The 12,203-nt window shown below is 65.4% G+C and carries 12 protein-coding genes; 10 read left to right on the top strand and 2 right to left on the bottom strand.

Annotation, left to right across the window (positions count from 1 at the left end; all coding sequences use genetic code 11):
* Positions 1-247 (top strand): hypothetical protein (locus tag IC66_RS0110565; protein WP_193375310.1); only part of this gene is annotated, 247 nt, incomplete at its 5' end.
* Positions 248-480: 233 nt separating this feature from the next.
* Here the strand turns inward: IC66_RS0110565 and IC66_RS0110560 are convergent.
* On the bottom strand, positions 481-1,461 hold the full coding sequence (locus tag IC66_RS0110560; RefSeq protein WP_038947592.1) for an ABC transporter substrate-binding protein: 981 nt from the start codon (positions 1,459-1,461) through the stop codon (positions 481-483).
* Between the two features lie 488 nt (positions 1,462-1,949).
* Between IC66_RS0110560 and IC66_RS0110550 the strand changes: the two genes are divergently transcribed.
* The 9 genes from IC66_RS0110550 to IC66_RS0110510 all read left to right on the top strand — a co-directional run bounded on the left by IC66_RS0110550 (position 1,950) and on the right by IC66_RS0110510 (position 10,787).
* The gene (locus IC66_RS0110550) at positions 1,950-3,050 is read left to right on the top strand and encodes an ABC transporter substrate-binding protein (RefSeq protein ID WP_038947590.1); all 1,101 of its coding nucleotides are present in this window, start codon (positions 1,950-1,952) and stop codon (positions 3,048-3,050) included.
* Entirely contained in the window at positions 3,028-4,050 is a 1,023-nt protein-coding gene (locus IC66_RS0110545) for an ABC transporter permease (RefSeq protein WP_038947589.1), read from the top strand. The genes IC66_RS0110550 and IC66_RS0110545 overlap by 23 nt, the downstream gene beginning before the upstream one ends.
* Positions 4,044-4,841, top strand: a complete 798-nt coding sequence (locus IC66_RS0110540) for an ABC transporter ATP-binding protein (protein WP_028145403.1) — start codon at positions 4,044-4,046, stop codon at positions 4,839-4,841. Before IC66_RS0110545 ends, IC66_RS0110540 begins: the two co-directional genes overlap by 7 nt.
* Positions 4,835-6,007, top strand: a complete 1,173-nt coding sequence (locus IC66_RS0110535) for an acyl-CoA dehydrogenase family protein (protein WP_038947588.1) — start codon at positions 4,835-4,837, stop codon at positions 6,005-6,007. The genes IC66_RS0110540 and IC66_RS0110535 overlap by 7 nt, the downstream gene beginning before the upstream one ends.
* 21 nt (positions 6,008-6,028) lie before the next feature.
* Positions 6,029-7,129, top strand: coding sequence for an LLM class flavin-dependent oxidoreductase (locus IC66_RS0110530; protein ID WP_038947587.1), 1,101 nt, complete (start codon positions 6,029-6,031; stop codon positions 7,127-7,129).
* Positions 7,126-8,064 (top strand): ABC transporter substrate-binding protein, encoded by a 939-nt coding sequence (locus IC66_RS0110525; protein WP_038947585.1) that lies wholly within the window; start codon positions 7,126-7,128, stop codon positions 8,062-8,064. Before IC66_RS0110530 ends, IC66_RS0110525 begins: the two co-directional genes overlap by 4 nt.
* A gap of 249 nt (positions 8,065-8,313) precedes the next feature.
* Positions 8,314-9,159: a CmcJ/NvfI family oxidoreductase gene (locus IC66_RS0110520; RefSeq protein WP_038947584.1), complete on the top strand. Its 846-nt coding sequence runs from the start codon at positions 8,314-8,316 to the stop codon at positions 9,157-9,159.
* A gap of 103 nt (positions 9,160-9,262) precedes the next feature.
* A complete protein-coding gene (locus tag IC66_RS0110515) occupies positions 9,263-9,574 on the top strand; it encodes a septal ring lytic transglycosylase RlpA family protein (RefSeq protein WP_028145398.1) in 312 nt (103 codons plus the stop codon).
* A 43-nt stretch (positions 9,575-9,617) separates the two neighbouring features.
* Positions 9,618-10,787 (top strand): Gfo/Idh/MocA family protein, encoded by a 1,170-nt coding sequence (locus tag IC66_RS0110510; protein WP_038947583.1) that lies wholly within the window; start codon positions 9,618-9,620, stop codon positions 10,785-10,787.
* Between the two features lie 179 nt (positions 10,788-10,966).
* Here IC66_RS0110510 and IC66_RS0110505 read toward each other — a convergent pair.
* Positions 10,967-12,203, bottom strand: a 1,237-nt coding sequence (locus IC66_RS0110505) for an ABC transporter substrate-binding protein (RefSeq protein WP_038947582.1), incomplete at its 5' end; no start/stop codon positions are given.

Below are 12,203 nucleotides of genomic sequence, written 5' to 3'. Positions count from 1 at the left end.
CGCCAGCGCCATCGCCAGCAGCGCGCCTTATGGCTACGGCTATTACGGCGGCGGTCCCTATTACGGCGGCTATGGCTATGGTTATGCGCCCGCCTATTATGGCGGCTATGGACCGGGTTACGCCTATGGTCCGGGTTACGGTTATGGATATCGTTCCTATTACCGTCCCCGTCCGTACTACGGCTACCGCTATGGCTATTACCGGCCTCGCGCGTACTACCGGCCTTATTATCGCGGATACTGGTGATCGCGCGAAGCTACAGCGAGAGCCACACGATCAGGCTCATGCAGGCGAAATGCGTGAGCACGATCGCGGCGAGATGCAGCCGGCCGGCCTTGAGGCGTGGCCGTCTCCATTCTGAGTGCGAAGGATTGAAGTCGAATTGAGTTCGGACAACAGCAGCGCTCTCTCCGCTCCCTCCCCCACAAGGGGGGAGGGAGCGCACCTTTGTTGGGGTGTCAAGTGTCATCCGCTGGAAGTTAATTCGATCCCGCCGCCGCAGCCGTGAAGCTGCGGTCGACGGCTTTGCTGACGTCGAGCTTCTTGGGCAGGATGCCGTAACGCGTCGAGCGATCGGAGGCTTCCTGCACCTCCTTCACCACGTTCTCGTCGATTACGATCGGGCTGGTACGTTGCGCTGTGTAGGCTGACAGCAGCACGTCTTCCGGCAATTTGGTCAGCTCGGCGGTGTTCCTGGCATATTCGGAAACGTGATCCAGCGACCACAGCCGTGCCTTGTTCAGCCGCTGCACCAGGTCCTGCACCACCGCGCGCTTGGTGGCGATGGCGTTGTCGGAGGCGACGATGAAGGTGATGGTCGGCGTCAGGCCCTCGCCGTCGGCGATCACCCGCGCCTTGTCCTTCAGCGTCGCGAACGACACGTAAGGCTCCCACACCGCCCAGGCGTCGATCGAGCCGGCGACCAGCGCGATCTTGGCATCGACGGGGCCGAGCGGCGCGAAGGTCGCATCCTCGAGCTTGATCTGCGCCTTCTCCAGCGTCGCGTCGATCAGGAACTGACCCCAGCCGCCGCGCGTGCCGGCGAGGCGTTTACCCCTAAGGTCGGCGGCCGATTTGATCGGCGAGTCCTGACGCACCAGGATGGCTTGCGTCTTCGCATCCGACCTGGTGCCGCCGATCGCCTTGATCGGCGCGCCCGCGGCGTAGATCGAGAGGAAGGAGAGATCGCCGGTGTAGCCGACGTCGAGCGCGCCGGCGTTGAGCGCTTCCAGGATCGGCGCCGCGGCGGGGAATTCCGACCATTCGATTCTGTAGGGCAGGTCCTTCGCATAGCCGGAGATCTCGAGCAGCGAGCGGTTGCCGCCCTTCTGGTCGCCGACGCGCAGCACGACGGTGTCCGCGGCAAACGACGCGGCAGTCGCCGATAGCGTGATGGCGGCGGCGAATAGCGAAGCGGCGAGCCGGCGGGTGATGGAATGTTCGTGGGAGTTGATGCTCATATAGCCTGTCTTGTTGCGTGCTTGTGACTTTGGCTCACGACGCGTGAGCGAGCGATGCAGCGAGACGATCGAGTCTATGACCGAGCGAAGTGCAGTCAATGAAATGGCCAACCGTATTGCGCGCGCATCGGGCAAGGACGTTTCATTGAATCCTTGCGCGCGAGAACACGATGGTCCTGCGGCAGAAAGATGCATGGGATCTAAGCAGATGCGCGCTTGTGGCGATCGCCGGGAGCAACCGCATTCACGAAAATCGTTTCATCGTTCCCGCGCGCGCTGATGGAGAGAATGACCTCGCTTCGCATCACATTCGAAATTCCATTTCATTGACGATGCGGCGAGCGCGCCGCATGATTTGCGTATCGCATCAACGCGGCGCGACAAACGCCGGCGGAATAATTTTCTCTCAACGCAGCTCCGTACGGACCATGCGCAACGTGAAGCGTTGCGCTAAGGGCGGAGTCGTGCCAGCGCAGGAGTGGGGACTGATGAACAACGACGACAAGCGCGGCGGACGGGGGTTCGACCGGCGCCATCTGCTCCAGGCGGGGCTTGCGGCAGCTTTCGCTGCGCCGCTCGGCGCGCTGGGCGCGCAGGCTTTTGCGCCGCGCGGCATCGCATCCGGCATCGATTTCTCGGAGTTTCCGCTGTGCCGGACGGCGTCCGATGCGCCCGCGCTCACCGGCGCGCCGCGCAAGCTGAAACTGTCGTGGAATGCCGGCGCCGTCTGCCTCGCGCCGGTGCCTGTTGCCATCGAGCATGGCTTCTTCCAGAAGCACAATCTCGACGTCGAGCTCGTCAACTATTCCGGCTCGACTGATCAACTGCTCGAGGCGATCGCGACGGGAAAGAGCGATGCCGGTCTCGGCATGGCGCTGCGCTGGCTGAAGCCGCTGGAGCAGGGCTTTGACGTCAAGATCGCCGCCGGCACCCATGGCGGCTGCATGCGCGTGCTGTCGCGCGCCGATTCCGGTGTTGCCAAGCTCGCCGATCTCAAGGGCAAGATCGTCGCGGTCGGCGATCTCGCCGGTCCCGACAAGAACTTCTTCTCAATCCAATTGGCAAAGCTCGGCATCGATCCGAACAAGGACGTCGACTGGCGCGCCTATCCCGGCAACCTCCTTAACGTCGCCGTCGAGAAGGGCGAGGTGCAGGCGTTCCTGTCCTCCGATCCGCTGGCCTATCTCTGGCTCAAGGACACCCAGTACAAGGAGGTCGCCTCCAATCTCGACGGTGAATTCCGTGAAAAGAGCTGCTGCATCCTCGGCCTGCGCGGCAGCCTGGTGCGGGAGGAGCCGCAGGTCGCGCGCGCCATCACACAGGCGCTGCTCGATGCCGCGATGTTCAGCTCGCAGAATGCGACGGCCGCCGCAAAATCGTTCCAGCCCTACGCGCCGAAGGCGGCCACGCTCGCCGATATCGAGGGCATGGTGCGCTACCACACCCACCATCATCATCCCGTCGGCGATGTGCTGAAGCGCGAGCTCAAGGCCTATGCCGACGATCTCAAGAGCGTGCAGGTCTTCAAGCCGAGCACCGACACGGCCAAATTCGCGGAGCGCATCTATGTCGACGTATTCGCTGTCTGACGGCCTTGCCTCCGGCGCGCCGCGCCTCTCGCGCGCGCCGTTGCTGGCGAACTGGGCGAAGGAATCCGGCGTCGGTGTGCTCGCCAGCATCGCCTGGATCGCCTTCGGCCTGTCCTGCCTGTGGTGGGCGGATGTCGGCGACTGGTCGCGCACGCATTCGCTCGGCATCGCCGCCTTCGTCATCGCGGCCATCGCGCTGTTCGGCACCATCGGTGCCGATTATCTGGGATCGGCGGGCAAGGCCCTGCACAAGCGCGCGCCCTGGCTGGTCGCGCTCGGCGCCTTCCTGACGCTGTGGGAGGTCGCGACGGCAAAGTTCGCCTGGCTGCCGCTGCCGTTCTTCCCGCCGCCGCAGTCGATCATCGAGGTCTATACCGACGATTTGCCAAAGCTGCTCGACAGCGTGTTCGCCTCGGTCAAGCTTCAGCTCGGCGGCTATCTGATCGGCGCCACGGTCGGCTTCCTGACCGGCGTCTCGATCGGCTGGTCGCGCGCGGTCGGCTATTGGGTGCATCCGGTGCTACGCTTCATCGGCCCGCTGCCGGCAACGGCCTGGCTGCCGATCGCCTTCTTCACCTTCCCGTCGAGCTGGAGCGCCTCGACCTTCCTGATCGCGCTGGCAACGGGCTTTCCCGTCACCGTGCTGACCTGGTCGGGTGTCGCGAGCGTCAGCAATGCCTATTACGACGTCGCGCGCACGCTCGGCGCCAAGCCGTCCTTCCTGGTGCTGAAGGTCGCGATCCCCGCCGCGCTGCCGCACGTCTTCGTCGGACTGTTCATGGGGCTCGGCTCGTCCTTCGCCGTGCTCGTCGTCGCCGAGATGATCGGCGTCAAGGCCGGGCTCGGTTGGTACCTGCAATGGGCGCAGGGCTGGGCGGCCTACGCCAACATGTATGCGGCGCTGATCGTGATGTCGCTGCTCTGCTCCGGTGCGATCACGCTGCTGTTTGCGATCCGCGATCGTCTCTTGGTCTGGCAGAAGGGGACTGTGAAATGGTAGCCGCAGCTTTGGCTGAAGCGGTCACGCATCCGGCCGCCGGCGCCGCGCTCGACATCGAGCAGGTCAGCCACGCCTTCGACATCGACGGCGCAGAGTTGCCGGTGCTCAGCGACGTCAGCCTCTCGGTCGAGCCAGGCGAGTTCGTCGCGCTGCTCGGCCCCTCCGGCTGCGGCAAGTCGACCTTGCTGCGCCTCGTCGCCGGCCTCGACAAACCCAGGGCTGGACGATTGCGCGAGGACGAGGAGCGCATCAGGAGTCCACATCCCTCGCGCGTGGTCGTGTTCCAGGATCCGACGCTGTTTCCCTGGCGGTCGGTCTGGGACAACGTCGCCCTGGGCCTCGAGGCCCAGGGCATTCTCAAGAGCCAGCGTCATCGTGTCGATGCCGCGCTCGATCTGGTTGGACTGGCGTCGTTCCGCAACGCCTATCCGCACCAGCTCTCCGGCGGCATGGCGCAGCGTGTCGCGCTGGCGCGTGCATTGGTCAACGATCCCAAGATCCTGATTCTCGACGAGCCGCTCGGAAAGCTCGACTCGCTGACCCGCATCACCATGCAGGCCGAGCTCGTCTCGCTCTGGCAGCGCAAGGGTTTTACCACGCTGCTCGTGACCCATGACGCCGAGGAAGCCCTCGTGCTCGCCAACCGCGTCATCGTCTTCAGCGATCGTCCCGCACGCGTGAAGGCCGACATCCGCGTCGACCGGCCCTATCCGCGTCATCGCGGCGATCCTTATCTCGCCGATCTGCGCCGCCAGATCCTCGGCCTGCTGGGATTGGACGCAACATGGTGACATCCGTAGCCAGGGGGCGCACGGCCCATAGCGAGCCCGACTACATCGCGCGTGCCGAAGCGCTGGCCGAAGGTTTCGCGGCACGCGCGGCCGGGCATGACCGCACCGGCAGCTTCCCCTTCGAGAATTTTCGCGAGCTGTCCGAAGCGGGCTTGCTGTCGCTGACGGTGCCGGCGGTCCATGGCGGTGCCGGCGCCGGTGCGCGCTACACTGCGCGCGTCATCGGCATCATCGGCAAGGCCGACCCGTCGACCGCGCTGGTGCTGTCGATGCATTACATCAATCATCTCGTGATGGCGCGCAGCCCGACCTGGCCGGTGCGGCACTCGCGCAAGCTTGCGCGCGAGAGCGTCGAGGGCCTTGCGCTCGTCAACGCGCTGCGGGTCGAGCCCGAGCTCGGCTCGCCCGCGCGCGGCGGCCTGCCGGCGACGGTCGCGCGGCGCACCGAGACCGGCTGGCGCCTCTCCGGCCACAAGATCTATTCGACGGGATCGCCGATCCTGAAATGGTACCTGGTCTGGGCGCGGACGGATGAGGCCGAGCCGCGCGTCGGGCAATTCCTGGTGCCGGCGGGCCTGCCGGGCACCCGCATCGTCGAGACCTGGGACCATCACGGCCTGCGCGCCAGCGGCAGCCATGACGTCATCTTCGACGACGTCGTGATCCCCCTCGATGCCGAGGTCGACGTGCGCAAGCCGGCGGACTGGCGTGCGCCCGACGTTGCACAGGCCGCCATCCACACGGTCTTCGTCGCGGCGATCTACGACGGTGTTGCCCGCGCGGCGCGCGACTGGTTGATCAGGTTCCTGAAGCAGCGCGTGCCCGCCAGCCTCGGCGCGCCGCTCGCGACCTTGGCTCGCGCACAGGAGATCCTCGGTGCCATCGAAGCCAGGCTCGCGGTCAACGCGCGGCTGATCGCCTCCTTTGCAGGCGATTTCGACGACGGCGTTGGACTCTCTGCCGGCGAATCCAACGTCATCAAGCTCACCGTCACCAACAACGCGATCGCCGTGGTCGAGGATGCACTGTCCCTCACCGGCAATCACGGCCTGTCCCGCGCCAATCCGCTGGAGCGGCACTATCGCGACGTGCTGTGCGGTCGGGTGCACACGCCGCAGGATGATTCCACGCGCATCGGCCTCGGCCGCGCCGCACTGGGCCTCTAGGACATCAACAGGGAGACGATCATGTCGATCGAGTTCATCGGCTTCATCAGCAACAACAATTCGTCGGAGACCGTTGTCCGTGAGGGACCGGTGCTCAACCCCACCCACATCGAGACGGTGGCGAAGGCGCATGAGAATGCCGGCTTCGATCGCGCGCTGCTGGCGTTTCATTCGACCTCGCCCGACGCGCTCCAGGTGGCGCAGCACGTCCTCAACGTGACCTCCCGCCTCAACGTGCTGATCGCGCAGCGGCCGGGATTCACCGCCCCGACGCTGCTGGCGCGGCAGTTTGCCGTGCTCGATCAGTTTTCCCGCGGCAGGGTTGCGCTCCACGTCATCACTGGCGGCAATGCCACCGAGCTCAGGCAGGACGGCAACACGCTCGACGACAAGGACGAGCGCTACGCCCGCACCTCCGAGTTTCTCGATATCCTCAAGCTGGAATGGACCAGCGACAAGCCGTTCACCTACAAGGGCAAGTACTATCAGGTCGAGAACGCCTTCTCGCAGGTGAAGCCGTATCGGTCCGAGGGCATCCGCGTCTATTTCGGCGGCGCCTCGGATGCGGCCATCGACGTTGCCGGCAAGCACGCCGACACGTTTGCGCTGTGGGGCGAGTCCTACGCGCAGGTGCGCGATGTGACCTCGCGCGTCCACAACGCCGCTGTCAGGCAGGGCCGGCCGACGCCGCGCTTCAGCCTGTCGGTGCGTCCGATCATTGCCCCCACCGAGAAGCAGGCCTGGGAAAAGGCCGAGGAAATCCTGGCGCGCGCCACCGCGCTGCAGGACAAGACCGGCTATCGCAAGCCCGCCGACGGCCACGCCACTGCCGGCGCGCGGCGCCTGCTCGCGCTGGCCGACCAGGGCGGCCGCATCGACAAGCGGCTGTGGACCGAGATCGCAAAGCTCACCGGCGCCAACAGCAACACCACCGCGCTGGTCGGCACGCCCGAGCAGGTCGCCGAAGTCTTCGGCGATTATTACGATCTCGGCATCAGCCATTTCCTGATCCGCGGCTTCGATCCCTTGATCGACGCGATCGAGTATGGTCGTGAGCTGATCCCGCTGACGCGAGAGCTGGTCGCCAGGCGCCAAGCCGTTCGTGGCGAGGCCGCGGAATGATCCGTCTCATGCTGGCCGGCGCGCTGCTGTTCGGCTCGTTCGAGCTGACGGCAGCGCAAACCACTTTGCGCGTCGGCGACCAGAAGGGCAATTCGCAGGCCGTGATGGAAGCGGCCGGCGTGCTCAAGGACGTTCCTTACAAGATCGAGTGGAAGGAGTTTCCGGCGGCAGCCCCGCTGCTGGAGGCGCTCAGCGCGGGCGCGATCGAGACCGGGCTCGTTGGCGACGCGCCCTTCACCTTCGCCGCCGCCTCGGGCGCGCCGGTCAAGGCGATCGCCGCCATCCGGCAGACGCGCGAGGGGCTCGCGATCCTCGTGCCGGAGAATTCGCCGATCAGGAGCTTTGCCGATTTGCGCGGGAAGAAGATCGCAACCGGCCGCGGCTCGATCGGCCATCAATTGATCCTCGCGGCGCTGGAGAAGAACGGCTGGAGCGCGAGCGACGTGCAGATCGCGTTCCTCGCGCCGTCCGATGCCAAGATCGCCTACACGCAAGGTTCGGTCGATGCGTGGTCGACCTGGGAGCCCTATGTCAGCCAGGAGGAGGTGCTGTTCAGATCGCGGCGCATCATCACCTCGGACGGCCTGACGCCGGGCCTCAGCTTCCAGGTGGCGCGGCCTGACGCGATCAGGGACAAGCGCGCCGAGCTGACGGACTTCATCCGCCGCCTCACCGCGGCGCGCGCATGGTCGCTGAGCAATGTCGACAGCTATGCCGCGACCTGGGGCAGGCTGATGAACATCCCGGTCGCCGTGCCGCAGAACTGGCTCTCGCGCGCAAAAATCCGCATCGCGCCGATCGACGACGGCGTCGTCGCGGACGAGCAGGGCACGATCGACCTCTATTTCCGCTGGGGCCTGATCAAGCAGAAGCTCGATGCCGCCGAGATCGTCGACCGCTCCTTTGCGGATGCGATTGCGAAGGCGGGGTTGTAGCGAAGTCCTCGTGTCCCGGACGCGGTGCAGCGTGCAACGCTGCTCCGCAGAGCCGGGGCACGATATATCACCAACACTCAAGCATCCGTGAAGTAGGAAGAACCCGTTCCAGCGCAATCGTCTTGCGCGACACGTTCCTTCTGCATTCGTCGCTCCCGACAACATCCTCATTGCTATTTGCATCGCACCTCTTGTGCCACGTCGCGCGCCCTCAAAAATCAATCCGACGACCACATCGGGAGACCGGCCATGGGCCTGCAAGAAACAAGAATCGAATCGCTTCCCTTCGTCACTGCCGAGCTCAACTATCTCGCGCCGACATCCGGCAAGCCGCGAACCTACGCATTCGACCCGCCGCCCGGTGAGCCCAGGAGCACGTCGCTGCCGGAGCCGCATCAGGTGCCGATCTTCGATGCGCGCTTGATCGCGAACAATTTCTCGCTCGATCGCGAAGGCTTTGCGCTGGTGCGCCATCCGACCCGGGTGAAGGATTTCTACGACGACGCAGAGGTGAGGGCGGTCTACTATCCCGCCGTCGAGGCGTTCCTGCGCGCGACGCTGAAGGCCGACCGCGTCGTCATCTTCGACCATATCGTGCGCAAGCGCGTCGAGGGCGCGGCCGACACCCGCGGCGGTGGCCCGCGCCAGCCGGCGACACGCGTCCATGTCGACCAGACCGCCATCTCCGGCGCCAACCGGGTGCGCGAGCATCTGCCTGACGAGGCCGAAGAGCTGCTGAAGGGCCGCGTCCAGGTGATCAACCTCTGGCGTCCGATCCGGGGTCCGTTGCGCGATTCACCGCTCGCCATGGCCGACGGCACTACGGTTGCGCCCGGTGATCTCGTGGCGTCAGACCTGATCTATCCCAACCGCCGCGGCGAGACCTATTCGGTGAAATACAATCCCGATCATCGCTGGTTCTATTTCCCGGAGATGACACCGGACGAGGCGCTGCTGCTCAAATGCTACGATTCCGCAACCGACGGCCGCACCCGCTTCGGGCCGCACACCGCCTTCGTCGATCCGACCACGCCGCTGGACGCCGCGCCGCGCGAAAGCATCGAGGTGCGCACGCTGGTTTTTCACAGACAGTAACAATCTTTGATGGCGTTGCCGGGATTCGTCCCGGCAGTTCCAGGAACTGAAGGGAACAAACTGACGTTTGCGGGACGGGTCTGGGCCAACCCGGAGCGGTGCCGTGCGCGCGCAGCCGACGCTATTGTTTTGTCTCGCTACTTTCTCGTTTTCACCATTTTCTGTTGCCCATGCCGAAAACGGGCTCGCCTCCTACTACAGCTACGGAAAAGCCGGCAAGGGCGAGCTCACCTGCGCGCATCGGACGCGCCCGTTCGGCAGCGTGCTGAGGGTCTCCTATGGCAGCCGCACGATCCAGTGTCGCGTCAACGATCGCGGCCCGTTCATCCGCGGCCGTATCGTCGATCTCTCGGTGCCGGCCGCCCGCGCGCTCGGCATGATGAGTGCCGGCGTGGTGCGAGTCTCCGTGGAATAGGCCGGCCGGCGCGCTATAGTGCCGCCCAAAGCAAGGGGGCACTATGGCTGGGATCAGGATCGGACTCGTCGGCTGCGGCTTCGTGTCGGAGCTGCACATGTATGCGTTCCGGCGCGTCTATGGCGTGGACGTCGAAGTCGCGGCGGTGGCCGCGCGCGGCGACCACGTCGTCGAATTCGCTGGCCGTCACAACATCCCGCGGGTCTATCGCGGCTTTGCCGATCTGATCGCCGACCGCGAGATCGACGTCGTCGACATCTGCACGCCGCCCAATCTTCATGCCGAAATGATCGTCGCGGCGATGCAGGCCGGCAAGCACGTGATCTGCGAAAAGCCGTTCGCCGGCTATTTCGGCCGTGACGGCGACCAGCAGCCGATCGGCAAGCACGTGCCGAAGGCGCTGATGTATGAGCGCGTGCTGGAGGAGATGGACAAGACGCGCACCGCGATCGAGCGCACCGGAAAGCTCTTCATGTACGCCGAGGACTGGATCTACGCGCCCGCGGTGACCAAGACCGCGGAGATCATCAAGGCGACTAAGGACAAGATCCTGTTCATGAAGGGCGAGGAGAGCCATTCCGGCTCGCACGCGGCCCACGCCGCGCAATGGGCGATGACCGGAGGCGGCTCGCTGATCCGCATGGGCTGCCATCCGCTCTCCGCCGTGCTCTACCTCAAGCAGGTCGAAGCGAAGGCGCGCGGCGAGAGTATCCGCGTGGCCAGCGTCACCGGCGATGTCGGCAACGTCACAGCCGGCCTCAAGCCGGAGGAGCGCACCTACATCAAGGCCGATCCCGTCGATGTCGAGGACTGGGGCACGCTGACCGCGACTTTCTCTGACGGCACCAAGGCCACCGTGTTCTCCGGCGACATGATCATGGGCGGCGTGCGCAATCTGGTCGAGACCTATACGTCGGGCGGCTCGCTGTTCGCCAACATCACCCCGAACAACCATCTGATGAGCTACCAGACCTCCGAGGAGAAGCTCGCCAGCGTCTACATCACCGAGAAGGTCGACCGCAAAACCGGCTGGCAATATGTCTGCCTCGAGGAGGAATGGACGCGCGGCTATCTGCAGGAGATCCAGGACTTCATGGAATGCGTCGCGGCCGGGCGGCAGCCGCTGTCCGACCTTGCGCTCGCCTATGAGACGATCAAGGTGAACTACGCCGGCTATTGGGCCGCGGAGGAGGGGCGACGGGTGGTGTTGTAGGGGATCGTTGCCGCGACGGGACCGGGCTCCCTCGCCCCGCTTGCGGGGAGAGGGTTGGGGTGAGGGGGAGCTTCCGCGGGGACGGTGACAGAGGAGTTCGCGGAGAGGCCCCCTCACCCGGAATTTGCTGCGCAAATTCCGGCCTCTCCCCGCAAGCGGGGAGAGGCGAAGAAACCTCTCTACGCCCCGTAGGTCGAGCCCTTCGGCAGCGGGAATACCGGGTCTTGCGTCCTGATGTTCGTCGGCCACACCACCGAGATGTGCTCGCCCGCGTTCTGCATCACCACCGGCGTCGAGCGTTCGTTCTGGCCGGACAGCGGCGTGCCCGGCGGGAAGAATTTGACGCCATAGCCCTGGATGGTGCCGCCGGCGGGGATGTCGACGTCGAGCGCGGCCTTGCGGATGGCCTCCGGCTCGAAGCTGCCGTACTTCTCCTTGGCGACAGGCAGCACGTTGTTGAGCAGCACCCAGGTCTGGTTGAAACCCATCGAGCAGTGCGGCGGCACGTCGGTGGCGCCGGTCTTGGTCTGGTAGCGCGAGACCATGGTCTTGATCAGCTCGCCCATGCCCGGCGCGAGTTTCGCCGCATCGAGCAGCTGCGCCGGCACCGGGTCGATGTTGCAGAAATTGTCGATGTCGGGACCGAAGGTGGCGCGCAGCTTGTCGAGCTGGCTGTAGCCGGCGCCGGCCCCGAACAGCATCTTGAAGCGCAAGCCGCTCTCGCGGGCCTGGCGCAGGAACAGGGTGATATCGGGGTTGTAGCCGGCATGCGAGATCACGTCGGCCTTGGCGCGCTTGATCTTCGTCACGAGCACCGAGAGGTCGGGCGCGGACGCCGAATAGCCCTCGCGCAGCACGACCTGGATGCCGGCCTGCTTGGCATAGGCCTCGTCGGCCGCGGCGACGCCGACGCCATAGGGGCCGTCCTCGTGGATCAGCGCGACCTTGACGTCCTTCGCGTCCATGCCGAGCTTGGCTTTCGCATGCTCGGCGATGAATCCGGCAAAGGCCTGGCCGTACTGGTCGGAATGGATCTGCGCGCGAAACACGTATTGCAGATTCTTGTCCTTGAACACGGCGGTCGAGACCGCGGTCGTGATCCAGAGGATCTTCTTCTGCTGCTCGACCTTCGCCGCCATCGGCACCGCATGCGCGCTGGAATAGACGCCGTTGATGATGTCGATCTTTTCCTGGCTGATCAGCCGCTCGGCCTCGTTGATGGCGACGTCGGCCTTGCTCTGGGAATCCGCCGCGACCGGCACGATCTTGGTCTTGCCGCCGATGCCGCCCTTCTCGTTGACGAGGTCGATGGCGATCTGCGCGCCGACCGAGGAGGCGACCGAGCCGCCTGCGGCGAAGGGACCGGTGAGGTCGTAGATCAGACCGATGCGCAAATTCTCGGCCTGCGCCTGGGCC

Origin of the sequence: Bradyrhizobium genomosp. III (assembly GCF_000261705.1) — a bacterium.
Taxonomy (GTDB): Bacteria; Pseudomonadota; Alphaproteobacteria; order Rhizobiales; family Xanthobacteraceae; genus Bradyrhizobium; species Bradyrhizobium ottawaense.
Note: the sequence above shows the minus strand (reverse complement) of the source record. Positions and strands in the feature narration are given on the sequence as shown.

Excerpts from the sequence above, each read along its gene's own strand:
- IC66_RS0110560 (WP_038947592.1), bottom strand. The coding sequence starts at position 1,461 with ATGAGCATCAACTCCCACGAACATTCCATCACCCGCCGGCTCGCCGCT.
- IC66_RS0110550 (WP_038947590.1), top strand. The coding sequence starts at position 1,950 with ATGAACAACGACGACAAGCGCGGCGGACGGGGGTTCGACCGGCGCCAT.
- IC66_RS0110545 (WP_038947589.1), top strand. The coding sequence starts at position 3,028 with ATGTCGACGTATTCGCTGTCTGACGGCCTTGCCTCCGGCGCGCCGCGC.
- IC66_RS0110540 (WP_028145403.1), top strand. The coding sequence starts at position 4,044 with ATGGTAGCCGCAGCTTTGGCTGAAGCGGTCACGCATCCGGCCGCCGGC.
- IC66_RS0110535 (WP_038947588.1), top strand. The coding sequence starts at position 4,835 with ATGGTGACATCCGTAGCCAGGGGGCGCACGGCCCATAGCGAGCCCGAC.
- IC66_RS0110530 (WP_038947587.1), top strand. The coding sequence starts at position 6,029 with ATGTCGATCGAGTTCATCGGCTTCATCAGCAACAACAATTCGTCGGAG.
- IC66_RS0110525 (WP_038947585.1), top strand. The coding sequence starts at position 7,126 with ATGATCCGTCTCATGCTGGCCGGCGCGCTGCTGTTCGGCTCGTTCGAG.
- IC66_RS0110520 (WP_038947584.1), top strand. The coding sequence starts at position 8,314 with ATGGGCCTGCAAGAAACAAGAATCGAATCGCTTCCCTTCGTCACTGCC.
- IC66_RS0110510 (WP_038947583.1), top strand. The coding sequence starts at position 9,618 with ATGGCTGGGATCAGGATCGGACTCGTCGGCTGCGGCTTCGTGTCGGAG.